The sequence below is a fragment of the Lysobacter sp. Root690 genome, from assembly GCF_001427785.1.
GTDB lineage: Bacteria > Pseudomonadota > Gammaproteobacteria > Xanthomonadales > Xanthomonadaceae > Lysobacter.
Map to the genome: position 1 here is coordinate 361962 of NZ_LMHM01000011.1, position 18257 is coordinate 380218.

Annotated in this window: 6 protein-coding genes; 3 read left to right on the forward strand and 3 right to left on the reverse strand. The window is 65.8% G+C overall.

Translation table 11 applies throughout. The annotated features are described in order from the left end of the window. Window positions 1–189 precede the first annotated feature (189 nt). The 3 genes from ASD86_RS06800 to ASD86_RS06810 form a co-directional block, all read right to left on the reverse strand. A complete protein-coding gene (locus ASD86_RS06800; RefSeq protein WP_056108555.1) occupies window positions 190–2718 on the reverse strand; it encodes a TonB-dependent receptor in 2529 nt (842 codons plus the stop codon). 769 nt (window positions 2719–3487) lie between these two features. Next, window positions 3488–4411, reverse strand: a complete 924-nt coding sequence (rocF, locus tag ASD86_RS06805; protein ID WP_056108557.1) for an arginase — start codon at window positions 4409–4411, stop codon at window positions 3488–3490. Window positions 4412–4553: 142 nt separating this feature from the next. Beyond that, the gene (locus tag ASD86_RS06810) at window positions 4554–5327 is read right to left on the reverse strand and encodes a ferredoxin--NADP reductase (RefSeq protein WP_056108560.1); all 774 of its coding nucleotides are present in this window, start codon (window positions 5325–5327) and stop codon (window positions 4554–4556) included. A gap of 701 nt (window positions 5328–6028) precedes the next feature. Here ASD86_RS06810 and ASD86_RS06815 point away from each other — a divergent pair. The 3 genes from ASD86_RS06815 (at window position 6029) to ASD86_RS06825 (ending at window position 18169) form a co-directional block, all read left to right on the forward strand. Then, window positions 6029–6838 (forward strand): sterol desaturase family protein, encoded by an 810-nt coding sequence (locus tag ASD86_RS06815; RefSeq protein WP_200957214.1) that lies wholly within the window; start codon window positions 6029–6031, stop codon window positions 6836–6838. 101 nt (window positions 6839–6939) lie between these two features. Further along, on the forward strand, window positions 6940–16428 hold the full coding sequence (locus ASD86_RS06820) for an HSAF biosynthetic non-ribosomal peptide synthetase/polyketide synthase (RefSeq protein ID WP_082578124.1): 9489 nt from the start codon (window positions 6940–6942) through the stop codon (window positions 16426–16428). Next, window positions 16418–18169, forward strand: coding sequence for an NAD(P)/FAD-dependent oxidoreductase (locus tag ASD86_RS06825; RefSeq protein ID WP_082578125.1), 1752 nt, complete (start codon window positions 16418–16420; stop codon window positions 18167–18169). The genes ASD86_RS06820 and ASD86_RS06825 overlap by 11 nt, the downstream gene beginning before the upstream one ends. Window positions 18170–18257 lie beyond the last annotated feature (88 nt).

Sequence of the window (18257 nt, forward strand, 5' to 3'; positions counted from 1 at the left end):
GTGCGGTCTCGGCGACCAGACGCGGACGCGTGCGGATGGTTGCCCATCATCCCCGCGAAGGCGGGGATCCAGGGCTTCACCACCGCATGACTCCGAAATCCGTGCCGCACTCTCGCGGGGATCACGAGGACCGGGCCTCCCGCTCTCCGCCGCACCTCGCGATGCGGCGAAGACGCAGACGCGGATCGATCAGTACATCATCCGCAAGGTCACGCCATAGGTGCGCGGCGCGCCGAGGAAGGCGTTCCACGAACCGGTCTGCAGCGGCGCGTCGAAACCGACCTGCTTGTATTCCTCGTCGAACAGGTTCAAGGCCCAGGCCTCGACCATCCAGCGACGGCTCTTGGCGCCGATGCCGACCCGCGCGTTGACCACGGTGTAGGCCTTCTGGCCCTTCTCCGGGTCCAGATCCGAACCGGTGTTGTAGTCGGAGGAATACTTGCCGCCGATGTTGGCGCGGCCGATCAGGCTGGAACCGAAATCCCATTGATAGGTCACCGACGCGGAGGCCGACCACAACGGCGCGAAGCTCGCGCGCGCGCCCGGCAACTTGGCCAGGTCCGCATCGGGCAGCGGATCGTTGCCGTACTTGGTGTCGGCGTACATCACGCCGCCTTGCAGCATCAGGCCCTTGATTCCGGGCTGCCAGAGGATTTCGGTGTCGATGCCCTGGGACACGACTTCCGGAATCGAGCGCACCACGAAGCTGGTGCCGAGGAAGCTGTTGAGCTGGAAGTCGCTATAGGTCTGATGGAACAAGGTCGCGTTGAGCAGCAGGTTGCCGCCGGCCCAGGTGGTCTTGGCGCCCAGCTCGTAGCTGTCGACGAACTCACCCGGGAACGAGGTGTCGTTGACCGGAGTGATGCCGGCGGTGCCGGCCGACAGACCGTTCGACGACTGCACGCGATCGAGGTTGAAGCCGCCGGCCTTGTAACCGCGCGCGGCCGAGGCGTAGCCCATGACGTGTTCGTTCCAGCGGTACGCTGCCTTGATCGTGCCCGACCATTCCTTCTCGTCGCGTTCCTGATTGCTCACCCGGCCGTTATGCAGGGTGTTGGCCCACGGCAGGCACATGAAGCCGACCACCTGCGGCACCAGCGCGCCCAGCGCCGCGACCGGCACGCCGCGCGCGGCCAGCGCCTGGCCGACCCGGGCCGGATTGCCCAGCGCCGCGCCGCAGCCCAGGCCACCGTTGGGATTGCTGTAGACCGAATCGAGTTCCTTGTTTTCCTTGGTGTAGCGCAGGCCCAAGGTCAGGTCGAGCTTGTCGGTCGCATGCCAGGTGTTGTTGGTGAACAAGGCGACGCTGCTGCTGTTCTGCTTGTAGCGATCGAGCGCGCCGAGCCCGGCGAAGCTGCTGCCGAACGGGCGGCCGGCGGCCTGCGACAGGAAGGTCGCGGCATTGGCCATGTTGACCACGCCGGCCGGGAAGCGCGAGGCGATCTGGCCGAGCACCGCGGTCGACAGATACGGCTCGTAGGCCGCGCCGATGCTGTAGGAATCGTTGCGCTTGAGGTCTTCGTCGGCATAGAACAGGCCGAACATCCAGTCGACCTTGTCGGTCGAGCCGGTCAGGCGGAATTCCTGGCTGAACTGCTTGAAGCCGGTGAACGATTCGTTCGGGTTCGGATTGCGGTAGATGATGTCGGCGGTGGTGAAATCGAAATCCAGGCCGTTGATCGCCTGCCAGTCGCGCGAGGCGGTGATCGAGGTCAGGGTCGCGCCGTTGAACCACGGCGTGATCCAGTTGACCTCGGCCGACAGGCCCTTGTCCTTGATGTCCTGGGTGGTCGGACGGTTGCTCCAGGCGCGACGCGCGAACGGATCGGCGACCGGCGCCACGCCGATGCCGCCGACCAGGCCGTTGATGATCGCCGAGGTCGGGCCGCGCACCGTGGTCAGGCCGACGCAGCAGTTCTCTTCGCGGCTGGTGAAGTCGGCGATCAGGTTGATGTCGAGGTTTTCGGTCGGCTCGAACAGCAACTGGCCGCGCAGGGTGTGGAAGTTCTGGTCGCCGTCGTCGCGCTCGGCGCGCGGGCCGCGGCCGATTTCGACGTCGGTGAAGCCGTCGCGCTTGCGCTTGGCGCCGTAGATCCGGAACGCGGCGTTCTCGCCGATGGTGGTGTTGAGCGACCCGGACGCGCCGAGCGCGCCGTAGTTGCCGACGGTGAATTCGCCCTCGACCGTGGTGTCGTAGGTCGGGCGGCGGGTGATCACGTTGATCACGCCGGCCGAGGTGTTCTTGCCGAACACCGTGCCCTGCGGGCCCTTGAGCACTTCGATGCGTTCGATCTCGCCCAGGTCGCCGAAGCCCACGCCGTTGCGCGGACGGTACACGCCGTCGACGACCACGCCGACCGAGGATTCCAGGCCGGCGTTGTCGCCGACCGTGCCGACGCCGCGGATGCGCGCGACGGTCTGCACTTCGCTCTGGGTGCTGCTGACGGTCAGGCCGGGCACCAACACCTGCACGTCCTTGACGTCGCGCACGCCGCTGTCCTGCAGCAACTGCTGCGGCAAGGCGGTGATCGAGATCGGCACGTCCTGCATCGCCTCCTCGCGCTTTTGCGCGGTGACGGTGAGGCCGGCCAGGGTCTTGGCTTCCTCTTCCTGCGCGGGTGCGGCGGCCTGTTGCGCCTGCGCGCTCGCGGCGAGCGAGGCCAGGCTCAATGCGATGGCCCAGGACAAGGCTTTACGACTCGACTGGCGAGCGATCATGTGATTTCCCCCTTTGTATTGAAGCGTTTCGTTGCAACGTGGCTGACGTCAATGTCTGTTGCGGCGATGGCGAACCCGAGCCGGTGCGGCGTTGCGGCTGGGCGGTGCAAGGGCGACGCGTGGTGCTGCCTGCGGCCGGTGTCAGCGTCGCGCGCACTTCCCCTGTGCGCGACGCATCCTGGATTCGATACGCAATACGGGAACGATTGCGGCCTTGGCGTGTGAGGTTGTGGATCGTCCGTCGGAACTTAACACGCCATTTGCACACGTCATGCGGCGTCGCAGCACCTTTGTGCGGGCAAGCAATTGCCTCGCCGATGCGTGGGCGATAAACGAACGAACGTTCGGGTTTTAGTTCGAGACGATTTGTTCGCCGACTGGTGGCGGTGGACCTGTATGCGCCTCATCGCCTGCCGATAACCAACAAGTCCAAGCCCAAAGCCGGTGCAACGCCGCGAGGTTTTCTTGGGTGGGGCGTCAGAACTGACCGTCGAAGCGGTGCGTCTACATGCAAGCACTTGGCGATCGGATGTAACCGGGACTGAAAGCCCCTGCTACGAGACTACGTAGCGACCCGGGCTATCGGGCCGCGACGCGGCCGCGCATCACGGCCATCGATCGATTCGCGCACGCAGACAAACCCCATGCGTATCGCCCCGACAATGCCGGGGCGATACGCATCGATCGTTGAGAACTTCAAACGTCCATCGCCTCAATCGCGCATCGAGCCGATCAACTCAGCCGCACAACTAAAGCGATCCGCCGTGCTTCACTCGCGCGCCAAGGTCGACTTGCCGAACAGGCTTTCGACCAGATCGATCGCCACCAGCGCGGTGCCGTTGTCGCGATCGAGGATCGGATTGAGTTCGACGATGTCCAGCGAGCCCATGCGGCCGCTCTCGGCGATCATCTCCATCGCCAGTTGCGCCTCGCGATAATTCGGCCCGCCCGAGACCACCGTGCCCACGCCGGGCGCGATGCTGGGATCGAGGAAGTCGACATCGAAGCTGACATGGATGTGGGTGTTGTCGTCGACGCCTTCCAACGCCTGCTCCATGACCTTCTTGATGCCGATGTCGCCGATCTTGCGCATGTCGTACACCGGCAGGCCGTGGCGCTTGATCAGCTGCTTCTCGCCGGCGTCGACCGAGCGCGTGCCGATCTGGCGCATCTCGTCGACCTGCATCGCCGGCGCCGAGCCGCCCAGATGGGTCAGCGATTGCGGCCCCAATCCGATCAGGCAGGCCACCGGCATGCCGTGCATGTTGCCGGTCGGAGTGATGTCGTGGGTGTTGAAATCGGCGTGCGCGTCCAGCCAGATCACCCGCAGCTTCTTGCCCTGCTCGCGGCAATGCTTTGCGACCGCGGTGATCGAGCCCAGGCCGAGGCAGTGATCGCCGCCGAGCAGGATCGGCATGCGGCCGCCGCGCAGTTCCTTGCCGACCGCGTCCATCACCCGCTGATTCCAGACCACGACTTCGTCGAGATGACGATAGCCGTCGACCGGTTCGGTCCAGGGATTGGGCGGGCCTTCCAGATTGCCGCGATCGGCGACGTCCAGGCCGAGCGCGCTCAGCGATTCGGTGAGTCCGGCGATGCGCAGCGCTTCGGGCCCCAGGCGCGCGCCGCGGTAGCCCGCACCGATGTCGGTCGGTGCGCCGATCAGCGTTACGGCCGTTTGACAGGTGCTCATGTGTGGTCTCTTTGAATTGCGGGAATGGGGAATCGGGAATGGGGAATCGGAAAAGCGAGGCGACGGGACCGGCGGCAACGAAGCGACTACGCTCCGCTTTCCGATTCCCGACTCCCCATTCCCGATTCCCGGCAGTTCCCGCTCACTTCTCCACGAACGCCCGCTCGATCACGTAATCGCCCGGTTCGCGCGTGCGTGGCGAGGGCTTGAAGCCGCGGCCTTCGAGCAGCGCGGCGGTGTCCTCGAGCATCTGCGGGCTGCCGCACAACATCACCCGGTCCTCGCGCGGGTCCAGCGGCGGCAAGCCGAGGGTCTGCGCCATCAGCCCGTCGGCGATCGCATCGGTGATCCGGCCCTGGTTGCGGAACGGCTCGCGGGTCACGCTGGGGTAGTAGATCAACTGGCTGCGGATCAAGTCGCCTAGGAACTCGTGCTTCGGCAGTTCTTCTTCAAGGAACTGCGCATAGGCCAAGTCGCTGACGTGACGCACGCCGTGGGCCAGGACCACGGTTTCGAAGCGCTCGTAAGTCACCGGGTCGCGGATGATGCTCAGGAACGGCGCCAGGCCGGTGCCGGTGCCGAGCAGGTACAGGCGCTTGCCCGGGTTGAGGTCGTTGAGCACCAGGGTGCCGGTCGGCCGCCGGCTGACCAGCACCGGGTCGCCGTTGTTGATGTGGCGCAGGCGCGAGGTCAGCGGACCGTCGGGCACCTTGATGCTGAAGAACTCCAGATGGTCTTCGTAGTGCGCGCTGGCGATCGAGTAGGCGCGCATCAGCGGCCTGCCGTCGACCTCCAGCCCGACCATGACGAAGTGTCCGCTGTCGAAGCGGAAGCCCGGATCGCGGGTGGTGCGGAAGCTGAAAAGGCTGTCGTTCCAGTGCCTGACTTCGATGACGCGCTCGGTCGCCAACTGCATCGTCGTGACTCCTAGTAGTTATGGGCTTATTCCGTTCGCGCGCGTCGGCCGGGGATATTCGTCATCCGGCCGACGCGCGCTTGTAATTAATAAGTGCCATCGCGTTGCGGCTCGCCGTGGCGGGGGCGGAATGGCATGCCAATACCAGCACATTATCTTTCCCGCATGGGAATCAATGTTCGGAAGAATGATCCGCGTCACTGCTAAATCGGGCTTGCTCCTTTGACTGCGGCCTCCGCCTGCCCCGAATATTAGCGCCGAGATATTCGAAGACGCCGCACGGCGTTTTTCATCCGCCGGCATGGATGCGGTGACGCATTATGTCAGCTGACCAATCACGTCACTCACGAGGGTCGCATGGACGATTCGGTCTTGCTCTGCGCGTCAACAACCGCAAGGCTTCGCGTAGCCGCGAACGGCGTCTCGCTATCGCCGCGGCCGGTATTCCAGCTTCGCGTCGGCCGGAAAAATACCCACGCCCCCGGGAATATCCGCCGGAGCCGGCCATGAATACGGACGCCGATCGCAGTTCCAACCTGACGGACGCTTCCCGATTCGACTGTGACCGCGACCCGCTTAATATCGCCGGATTATCTGACAGCGCTGTCACGGGGCGTGAAAACCCAACCCGGGTCACGCCCGCCCGGATAAACCCGTTGGGCTTTGTTAGTTATATCGCGCACCCGTTATTATTAATTTCCGTGGTTATCTACGTAATTGCCGCGATCGGCCTGGACTGGGATCCGGGCGCGGCCAGCTTCGGCTTTCTGCTCGCCACTATTTTCTACCTGGCGATGCTCGAATTAATTATTCCGTACGAGCGCGCATGGCTGCCCTCGCGGCGCGAGTGGGGCCTGTACGCGGTCTACTTCGTGATCACGATGATCGGCGGCGGGCTGGCTCAGCTGCCGGTGATGGTGGTGGTGTCGATGGTCGCGCCGCTGCACCCGGTGCTGCCGCTGTGGGCGGAGATCCCGCTCGCGCTGCTGCTCAGTTCGCTGGCGAGCTATGCGGTGCATCGCGCCGGCCACGACATCCCGCTGCTATGGCGGCTGCACGGCGTGCATCACGTGCCCGACAAGGTCAACGTCGGCAACAACGGCGTCAACCACGTGTTCGACATCGTCCTGGCCCAGTTCCTGGTGCAGGTGTCGCTGGCGCTGATCGGCTTTTCCGAGCACGCGGTGTTCGCGGTCGGCATCTTCATCATCGCCCAGGGCTATTTCGTCCACGCCAACATCGACGTGCGCCTGGGCTGGCTCAACCACATCCTCGCCAGCCCCGAGCTGCACCGCATGCATCACAGCGCCGACAAGGCCGAGGCCGGGCATTTCGGCTCGGACCTGTCGATCTGGGACCGCTTGTTCGGCAGCTACACCTGGCGGCCCGACCGCAAGCCGCGCGCGATCGGCCTGTTCGATCCGGGCTCGTTCCCGCGCAACGGCGCGATCTTCTCGACCCTCGTCCACCCGCTGCGGCCGCGCAAGAAGCCCGCGCCCACGCCGCCTTGAGCCTTTCCGCTGAGCTTCCGACCGGAAGCCGCACTGCTATCGCAAGCCTCCCCTCGCAATCCACACCCACGTACCGGCGATGTAACAACAAGGACTCGATCATGACGGATTCCATCAGCAAGGCCTCGACCCGCGAGACTCCGAGCGACGATGCGGCCCACCACGCCTCCAGCGCGGACAGCGCATCCACGACCGCGGCAGCGGGCGTCGGCGACGACCGCATCGCCATCGTCGGCATCGGCTGCCGTCTGCCCGGCGGCGCATCGGATCACCGCGCGTTCTGGCAGAACCTGATCGAGGGCAAGGACTGCCTGACCGCGACCCCGGCCAACCGTTACGACGTCGGCACCCTCGGCAGCAAGGACAAGAGCAAGCCCGGCCGCCTGGTCGGCGGGCGTGGCGGCTACATCGACGGCTTCGACGAATTCGATCCGGCGTTCTTCGGCATCAGCCCGCGCGAAGCCGACTACATGGACCCGCAGCAGCGCAAGTTGCTGGAAGTGTCGTGGGAAGCGCTGGAAGACGGCGGCCAGAAGCCCGGCGAACTCGCAGGCCAGGAGATCGGTGTGTTCGTCGGCGCCTTCACCCTCGACTACAAGATCGTGCAGTTCGCCGATCTGAGCTTCGAGACCCTGGCCGCGCACACCGCGACCGGCACGATGATGACGATGGCGTCGAACCGCATCTCGTACTGCTTCGACTTCCGCGGCCCCAGCCTGTCGATCGACACCGCCTGCAGCTCGTCGCTGGTCGCCGTGCATCTGGCCTGCCACAGCCTGCGCCGACGCGAGACCAGCCTGGCGTTGGCCGGCGGCACCCTGCTGCACATGACCCCGCAATACACCATCGCCGAAACCAAGGGCGGGTTCCTGTCGCCGGAAGGCAAGTCGCGCACCTTCGACGCCGCCGCCAACGGCTACGTGCGCGCCGAGGGCGTCGGCATCGTCGCGCTCAAGCGCCTGGACGATGCGCTGCGCGACGGCGATCCGATCTATGCGGTGATCGTCGGCACCGGCGTCAACCAGGACGGCCACAGCAACGGCATCACCGTGCCCAATCCCGATGCGCAGGTGACCTTGATCAAGCGGGTGTGCGCGGAAGCCGGGATCGAACCGGGCAGCCTGCAATACATGGAAGCGCACGGCACCTCGACCCCGGTCGGCGATCCGATCGAAGCCAAGGCGCTGGGGCGCGCGCTCGGCATCGGCCGCAAGCCTGGCGACAAGTGCTTCGTCGGTTCGGTCAAGACGAATATCGGTCATACCGAAGCGGCCGCGGGCGTCGCCGGTCTGATCAAGACCGCGCTGGCACTCAAGCACAAGCTGATCCCGCCGCACATCAACCTCAACACCATCAACCCCGACATCGACATCGCCTCGATGCCGTACGAGATCCCGACCCAGGTCACGCCGTGGCCGGCGCACGACGGCCCGGCCCGCGCCGGCGTCAACTCGTTCGGCTTCGGCGGCACCAACGCGCACGTGCTGCTGGAAGAAGCGCCGCCGCGCGCGGACCTGCACGCCCAGGCCGACGCCGCTAATGACATCGCGCCGCGCTACAACATCCTGCCGCTGACCGCGCGCGACTCGGCCGCGTTCCCGGAACTGGTCGACGGCATCCGCAAGGAACTCGAACGCGACGGCGCCGACGCGGTATCGCTGAAGGACCTCGCCTACACCCTCGCCCATCGCCGCCAGCATCTGGAAGCGCGGCTCTCGTTCGTCTACGACAGCCGCGAAGCGCTGCTCGAACGCCTGGGCGCCTATGCCGCCGGCGAAGCGCATCCGCACATCGTCGCCGACGAGCGCCGCGGCACCGCCGCGCCGAAACTGGCCTGGGTGTTCACCGGCATGGGCCCGCAGTGGTGGGCGATGGGCCGGCAGTTGTTCGAACACGATCCGATCTACCGCGAAGTGATCGAGCAATGCGACCGCGAACTGTCCAAGCACGTGGACTGGTCGCTGATCGATGAAATGAACGCGGCCGAAGCCGATTCGAAGATGAGCGACACCTGGCTCGCGCAGCCGGCCAACTTCGCGGTGCAGATCGCGCTGGCGGCGATGTGGCGCGCGCGCGGCATCGTGCCCGACGCGATCGTCGGCCACAGCACCGGCGAGGTCGCCGCCTTCTACGCCGCCGGCGTGTACACATTGGAACAGGCGGTCAAGGTGGTGGTGCATCGCAGCCGCCTGCAGCAGAAGCTGGTCGACACCGGCACCATGCTCGCGGTCAGTCTGAGCGAGGCCGAAGCGCTCAAGCGGGTGAAACCCTATGGCGATCGCGTGTCGGTCGCGGCGGTCAACAGCCCGACCGCGATCACCCTGGCCGGCGATCAGGACGCATTGGCCGAACTCGCGGCCAAGCTGCAGGCCGAGCAGTTGTTCGCCAAGTTCCTGACCGTGCGCGTGCCGTATCACAGCGCCAAGATGGATCTGATCAAGGACGAATTGCTGCAATGCCTCGACGGCCTGGCGCCGCATCCGGCGCAGGTGCCGCTGTACATGACCGCGCGTCCCGGCATCGCCCATGGCCATGAGCTCGACGCGAACTACTGGTGGGAGAACGTGCGCAATAGCGTCGGCTTCCGCGCCGCGATCGATCAGCTGATGGACGACGGCTACGATCTGTTCCTGGAAATCGGCCCGCATCCGGTGCTCGGCCACTCGATCCAGGAATGCTTCGCCGCGCGCGGCGGCAGCGCCAAGAGCGTGCCGTCGATTCGCCGCCAGGAAGACGAAGCCGCGCGCTTCACCGCCTCGCTCGCGAGCCTGCATAACCTCGGCCTGACGATCGACTGGAAAGCGCTGCATCCGCGCGGCCAGCACGTCACCCTGCCGCGCTATCCGTTCAAGCGCGATCGCTACTGGATCGAACCGCGTCCGGTCGAACAGATCCGCCTGGGACAGCTCGATCACCCGTTGCTGGGCCGGCGCATGGCCAATGCCGAACCGACCTGGGAAGCCAAGCTCGACGTCGAGCACCAGCCTTACCTCGAAGACCATCGCATCCAGGGCAATGTGTTGTTCCCGGCCGCCGGCTATATCGAAATGGCGACCCAGGCGGTGCGCGCGATGACCGGCGGCGCTTCGGCCGCGATCGCCGACATCGAACTGCGCAAGGCGTTGTTCCTGCCCGACGCCGAAGCGACGACGGTGCAGCTGTCGTTCGCCTCCGACGGCGCGACTTTCAACGTCTCGACCGTATCGGCCGACGGCAACGACCGCACCGTGCATGCCAGCGGCAGCATCCGCGCCAGCCAGGGCCGCCGCAGCGGGCCTAAGCTCGACGTAGCCGCGGTGCGCGAACGCAGCCCGCTGTATCTGGCGCGTTCGGCCTGCTACGACGCGCTGGCTTCGATGGGTTATCACTACGGCCCGGCGTTCCAGGGCATCGAGGAAGTGTGGGTCGCGCCCGGCGAAGCGCTGGCGCGGATCGCGCCGACCCCGCAATTGCTCGGCGGCGCGGCCGATCACCATTTCCATCCGGCCATGCTCGACGCCTGCTTCCAGGCGCTGTTGACGCCGCAGATCCTCAAGCAGCAAAGCGACGACGCCAGCGACACCGGCATCCGCCTGCCGCTGTCGATCCAGGAAGTGCGCACCGACGCGATCGGCGAGCGCGCGCTGTGGGTGCATGCGGTGATCACCTTCGACGGCGGCGACGAATTGATCGGCGACATCTTCGTCTACGACGAACACGGCGCGCCGCTGGGCCGGGTCGGCGGCTTCCGCGCGGCCAACGTCGAGAACGCCAGCGCCAAGGTCAGCTTGAACACGATCGACAACTGGCTGGCCGAAATCACCTGGGTCGAAAAGGCCGAGGAGGCCGCGCAGGTCGAAACCGGATTGGCGATCGCCGAACCCGGTCTGGCCGGCGAAAGCGACGGCTGGCTGATCTTCGCCGACGCCCAGGGCGTGGGCGACGAACTGGCCGCGTTGGCGGCCAATCGCGGCGAGCGCGTGCATCTGGTGCGTCCGGGCAAGCGCTACAAGCTGGAAAAGGATCTGCGCGAGTCGACCGTCGCGCCCGGCTCGGTCAAGGATCTGCAGCGCCTGTTCGCCGATCTGACCAAGCACGAGCAAGGCCGCTTCGGTTCGGTCGTGCATCTGTGGAATCTCGACCATCCCACCCTCGATCAGATCGACGCGCCCGGCCTGCAGGCCGGCAACAGCCGCGGCGCGTATGCATTGATCGCGCTGAGTCAGGCGCTGCAGAGTTCGCATCCGCACGGCAAGCTGTATATCGTCACCCGCGGCACCCAGGCGGTGCGGCGCTTTGACGCGGTCGAACCGCTCGGCGCGCCGGCCTGGGGCATCGGCCGGGTGCTGTGGTATCAGGAACTGGTCGCGCAGCGCGGCAAGTTGATCGATCTGCAATCGTCGGGCCATTACGACGCCGCCGCACTGCGCGCCGAAGCGCTCGCGTTGCGCCGCGAAGTGCTGCTGGTCGACGAGGACGAAATCGCCCTGCGCGACGGCAAGCGCTATACCAGCCGCTTGATGCCGGCGACCGAACTGACCAAGCCGCTGCCGCTGCGCCTGCGCGCCGACGGCGCGTACCTCGTCACCGGTGCGTTCGGCGCGCTTGGCCGCCTGCTCTGCCGCACTCTGGTCAAGCGCGGCGCGCGCAAGCTGATCCTGGTCGGCCGCAGCAAACTGCCGCCGCGCGCGCAATGGCGCGACACCGATCCGAACAGCCCGGTCGGCCGCAACGTGCGCTTCCTGAAAGAGTTGGAAACCCTCGGTGCCGAGCCGATCCTGGCCCAGCTCGACATCACCGACGAAGGCGCGCTCAACGGCTGGCTGTCAGATTATCGCCAGCGCGAACTGCCGCCGATCCGCGGCGCCTTCCACCTCGCCGGCCAGGTGCGCGACACGTTACTCGCCGAGATGGAACGCGACAGTTTCGATCCGGTGTACGAACCCAAGGTCGTCGGCGGTTGGCTGCTGCACAAGTATCTGGCCGATCAGCCGCTCGAACACTTCGTGCTGTTCGCTTCGATCGCGTCCCTGGTCACCACCGCCGGCCAGACCAACTATGCCGCCGGCAACGCCTTCCTCGACGCCCTCGCCCACCACCGCCGCGCGCGCGGCCTGCCCGCGCTCGCGCTGGACTGGGGCCCGTGGGCGACCGGCATGATCGAGGAACTCGGCCTGATCGATCACTACCGCAACAGCCGCGGCATGAGTTCGCTGTCGCCCGACGCGGGCATGGACGTGCTCGAACGGGTGATCGGGCAGGATCGTGCCCAACTACTGGTCGCGACCGTGGTCGACTGGCCGATCTTCCTGGCCTGGTACGCCTCGCCGCCGCCGCTGGTGGTCGAGCTGGCCAAGCACAACGCCGGCGCGGGCAATCAGGAACACGGCAGCTTCGTCGACGCCTTCCGCGACGGCGACGCCGAGACCCGCTGGAGCCTGCTCAACGAACGTTTCCACGGCCTGATCGCGCAAGTGATGCGGATCAAGCACGAGCAGATCGACACCGACGCCAGCCTCAACGCGCTCGGCCTGGATTCGCTGCTGGCGATGGAACTGCGCGCGCGCATCCACACCGAACTCAAGGTCGCGTTGCCGGTCGTCACCCTGCTGAGCAGTTCCTCGATCGGCACCCTCGGCGAGCAACTGCATGCGGCGCTGATCGACCTGGTCGCGGCCGAAGGCGAGGACGACGGCACCTCCGGCTTCATCGCCCACACCGACGACACCCGCTACCCGCTGACCCAGAACCAGAACGCGCTGTGGTTCCTCAAGCAACTCAATCCCGACGGCTTCGCCTACAACATCGGCGGCGCGGTCGAGGTGCGGGCCGAACTGGAACCGGAGCTGATGTTCGAGGCCGTGCGCGCGCTGATCGCGCGCCACCCGAGCCTGCGCGCCAACTTCATGCTCGACGAAGGCCACGCGGTGCAGAAGATCTCGGCCGAGGGCAAGCACGACATCGCCCTGATCGACGCGCAGGACAAGAGTTGGGACGAGATCTACCAGCACATCATCCGCGAATACCGCAAACCCTACGATCTCGAACACGACGCGCTGGTGCGCTTCCGCCTGTACAAGCGCGGCAAGGATCGCTGGGTGATCATGAAGGCCGTCCACCACATCATCTCGGACGCGATCTCGACCTTCACCTTCATCGAAGAGCTCCTGTCGATCTACGAAGGCCTGCGCCGCGGCGAGAAGACCGAGCTGGCGCCGATCCGCGCGCGCTATCTGGACTTCCTCAACTGGCAGACCAAGTTCCTCGCCAGCCGCGACGCCAGCAAGATGCTCGACTATTGGCAGTCGGCCCTGCCCGAGGAAGTGCCGATCCTCAATCTGCCAACCGACAAGCCGCGGCCGATCGTGCAGACCCACAACGGCGCCTCGCAGTTCTTCGTGCTCGAACCCGAGCTGAGCGCGCGCATCCACTCGCTGGCGCGCGAAAACGGCGTCACCGTGTTCATGGTGCTGCTCAGCGCGTACTACATCCTGTTGCACCGCTACACCGGCCAGGACGATGTGATCGTGGGCAGCCCGGTGATGGGCCGCACCCAGGAAGAGTTCGCCCAGGTCTACGGCTACTTCGTCAATCCGCTGCCGCTGCACGTCAACCTGTCCGAGCAGCCGAGCATCGCGCAGATGCTCGCGCAGGTGCAGCAGATCGTGCTCAACGGCCTGGACAACCAGGAATACCCGTTCGTGCTGCTGGTCGAAAAACTCGGACTGCAGCACGATCCGAGCCGCTCGGCGGTGTTCCAGGCGATGTTCATCCTGCTCGCGCACAAGGTCGCGACCGAGAAGTACGGCTACCGCCTGGAATACATCGAACTGCCCGAGGAAGAAGGCCAGTTCGACCTGACCTTGTCCGCGTATGAAGACGAAGCCGACCAGCGTTTCCACTGCGTGTTCAAGTACAACACCGACCTGTTCCTGCCGCAGACCATGCAGCGGCTGGCCTCGCACTACGTCAACCTGCTCGACGAACTGACCCGGGTGCCGTCGACGCAGTCGATCGCCCAACTGCAGTTGCTCGGCAATGATGAGCGCGCCGCGGTGCTGGAACAGTGGAGCGGCGCGAGCGAAACCGCGCAGGCTACTCGTCCGGTGCATCAGCTGATCGCCGACATCGCCCTGGCCAAGCCCGAGGCGATCGCGGTGGCGGCGCCGGGCGAAACCGGTCCGGCCCGGCAGCTGAGCTACGGCGAACTCGAACGCCGTTCCAATCGCCTCGCCCGAAAGCTGCGCGAGCTCGGCGTGCGCGACGGCGCGGTGGTCGCGCTGTGCCTGGACAAGTCGCCGGAACTGATCGTCACCCTGCTCGCGGTGCTCAAGGCCGGCGGTGCGTATCTGCCGCTCGATCCCGAGTACCCGGCCGAGCGTCTGGCCTACATGGTCGGACACGCCGATGCGAAGTTCGCGGTGATCGACGAAGACCGGCGCGAACGCCTGACCTCGTGGTCCGGCGAAGTGCTGACCCTGGACGAACTGCATCTGATCGCCGATGCCGAAACCGATGCATCGCCGGTCGATTTCCCGGTGCGTCTGGACGACAGCGCCTACGTCATCTACACCTCCGGTTCGACCGGCAAGCCCAAGGCGGTGCGCGTCACCCACGCCAATCTCGCCTCGGCCTACGCCGGCTGGGAGCGCGAATACCGATTGGATGAAGCCAACGCGCATCTGCAGATGGCGAGCTTCTCGTTCGACGTGTTCGCCGGCGATCTGGTCCGCGCCTTGTGCTCGGGCGGCAAGCTGGTACTGATCACCCGCGAACTGCTGTTCAACACCGCGCGCCTGTTTCAAGTGATGCTCGACGAACAGGTCGACGCGGCCGAGTTCGTGCCGGCGGTGGTGCGCGGGGTCATGGATTATTGCGATCGCGAAGGCAAGCGCCTGGACTTCATGCGCCTGCTGGTGGTCGGTTCGGACGTGTGGAAGGTCGAGGAATACCAGCGCCTGCGCGCGCTGGCCGGGCCACGTACCCGCGTGATCAACTCCTACGGCCTCAGCGAAGCGACCATCGACAGCACCTATTTCGAAGGCGCGACCGAACACCTCGAACCCAGCCGCATGGTGCCGATCGGCCGGCCGTTCCCGAACAGCGCGCTATACATCCTCGACGAACATCTGCAGCCGCTGCCGGCCGGCGTGCCCGGCGAATTGTGGATCGGCGGCGGCGGCGTCAGCGCCGGCTACGTCGGCGACGAGGAACAGACCGCGCAGCGTTTCGTCACCCTGACCCTCAGCCCCGGCGCGAAACCGCAGCGTCTGTACCGTACCGGCGACCTCGCGCGCTGGAGCGGCGACGGCGAAGTGCAGTTGATCGGTCGGGTCGACACCCAGGTCAAGGTACGCGGCCATCGCGTCGAGATCGGCGAGATCGAATCCCAGCTCGCCGGTTGGGAACCGGTCAAGCAGGCGGTGCTGACCGTGCGCGAGGACGCGCGCGGCGAAGCGGCGCTGTGCGCTTACTGCGTGGCCGCCGACGCGGACGAACGCCTGAACTGGCGCGCGCTGCGCGAGCACTTGGCCGCGTATCTGCCGACCTTCATGATCCCGGCCCACTACGTCCAGCTCGACGCGCTGCCGCTGTCGGCCAACGGCAAGGTCGATCTGGCCGCGTTGCCGGCGCCCGACTTCGACGCCGGCCAGGCCGAGTTCGAAGCGCCGGTGACCTTGTACGAAGTGCGCATGGCCGAGCATTGGAAGCAGTTGCTGGGTTTGGAACAGGTCGGCCTGCAGCACGATTTCTTCGAAGTCGGCGGCAGCTCGATCAAGCTGATCGAACTGATCTACAACCTGCAGACCGAGTTCAACATCGCGATCGCGGTGAGCCAGCTGTTCAAGGTCACCACCCTGCACGGCATGGCCAAGACGGTCGAGGCGATCAGCCTGGGCCGGGTGGCCGGCGCGCAACCTTATCTGCGCTTCAACCAGGGCAAGGAGCACGAGCAGACCATTTTCTGCTTCCCGCCGGCCGGCGGCCACGGCCTGGTGTATCGCCAGCTCGCGGTGCATATGCCCGAGTACGAGTTCGTCTCGTTCAACTACATCCTCGGCGACGAGAAGGTGGCCAGTTACGCCGACCTGATCGAAAGCATCCACGCGCCCGACGGCCACTGCACTCTGTTCGGTTATTCGCTCGGCGGCAACCTCGCCTTCGAAGTGGCCAAGGAACTAGAACGCCGCGGCCGCGAAGTGCCCAACGTGGTCATCATGGATTCCTACCGCATCCCGGAATCCTTCGAACTGGGCAACGAGCACTTCGAAGCCTTCGAACGCGAACTCACCGAGCATTTGCGCAAGCACACCGGCTCGGCGATCGTGGCCCAGGAAACCATGGAGCAGGCCAAGGACTACATCCGCTTCTGCAGCCAGACCCCGAACATCGGCAAGATCGCCGCGCCGGTGAGCGTGATCTCCGACGAAGACAAGCTGGTGTTCTACGGCACCGGCCACCGCGGCACCTGGCATGGCAGCTCGACCACCCACACCAAGGTGTTCAAGGGTTTCGGCAAGCACGCCGACATGCTCGACCACGACTACATCGCGCTCAACGCGGCGTTGGCGCGCGGCATCCTGGTGGGAGACGAGACCAATGTCGCCTGACGCGGACGCGGCCAAACCGTCGAAGTCGGGCCCCGACTGGAGCGCGCGCGAGCGCGCTGCAGGCGGCAAGCCGCGGGTGATCATCATCGGTGCCGGCGTGGCCGGCATGGCCACCGGCAGCTACGCGCAGATGAGCGGGCTGGAAACCCGCATCTTCGAAAAGCACGTGCTGCCGGGCGGCTGCTGCACGGCGTGGTCGCGCAAGGGCTACATCTTCGATTACTGCATCGAGTGGCTCAACGGCACCGCGCCGGGCAACAACGCCAACCAGGTCTGGCGCGAACTCGGCGCGCTCGACGGCAAGACGGTCAAGAACTTCGATCTGTTCAACAAGGTCGTCGACGAACACGGCCGCGAGGTGCGTTTCTACAACGATCCCGATCGTCTGGAAAAGCATCTGATCGAGGTCTCGCCGGTTGACGCGCCGCTGATCAAGGCGTTCTGCGACGATCTGCGCCGCTTCACCAAGCTCGCCCTGCATCCGTTCCTGAAACCGGCGCCGCTGGAGAACTGGCGCGAGAAACTGGCGATGATGCGTCAGGTGCTGCCGGCGTTCCGATTGTTCTGGCGCACCGGCGCGGCGCAGATGGGACCGTACGCGGATCGTTTCGCCGATCCGCTGCTGCGTCGCGGCTTTCGCAATATGTTTTTCCAGGACCCGCAGAACTTCGCGGTGCTGCCGTACCTGTACAACCTCGCCGAGGCGCACAACGACAACGTGGGCTTTCCGCAGGGCGGCTCGCTGGGGCTGTCGCGCTCGGTCGAGGAGCGTTATCTCGCACTGGGCGGGATCATCAACTACCGCACCCGGGTCGATCGCATCCTGATCGAGGACGGCCGCGCGGTCGGGGTCGAACTCAAGAACGGCGAGAAGCATTACGCCGACCACGTCGTCGCCGCCTGCGACGGCATGTTCACCCTGCACGGCCTGCTCGACGGCAAGTACACCAATCCGCGCCTGGACAAGCTGTTCAACGACGTGCTGCACCGGCCCGGCGAACGCTATCCGGGCGTGGTCTCGGCCTTCGTCGGTTTCGCAGGCGACGTGCCGGCCAGCGAATCCCACAGCACGACCTATCTGCTCAATGCGCAGGACGCGGCCAGGCTGCCGGGCGCCGACCAGGGCAGCCTGGTGGTGCAGCTGCGCTCGCGTTATTCCGATGGTTTCGCGCCGGAAGGCAAGTCGGTGATCCATTGCACCTACTTCAGCGATTTCGATTACTGGAAGACCTTGCGCAGCACCGATCGCAAGCAGTACTGGGCGAAGAAACGCGAAGTCGCCGAGTTCGTGCGCGGATTCCTGGAGAAACTGTATCCGGGCATCGGCGAACGGATCGAACTGGTCGACGTCGGCACGCCGGCCACCACCGAGCGCTACACCGGCAATCACAAGGGCGCGATCCTGGCCTGGAAATCGCCGGATGCCGACGACCTGCTCGCCGCCTTGGTCAATAAGGACCGCATGCGTCTGAAAGGACTCAGCGGTTTCTCGATGGCCGGCCACTGGATCAACGGCGGCAGCCTGATCAAGGCCGCATCGAGCGGACGCTTCGCCGCGCAGTACCTGTGCGAGGAACTCGGCGTGCCGTTCAAGGCCTGGGAAAGCGGCAACCGCGAACCCTGGCATCGCGACAAACTCGGCCATCTGCCACAACTCGACAAAGACCCGCCGCTGGAACGTCCGCGACCGCTGCGTCTGGTCGATACCTCGCCGGCGCTGTCGCCAGCACCCGCCGCCTGAGCCGCAAGGAAGCCATGACCATGACGCCTGACTCGGGCCACTCACCTCACACCATCGCCGCGCCGCCGCGCGCGCGCCCATCCATGGA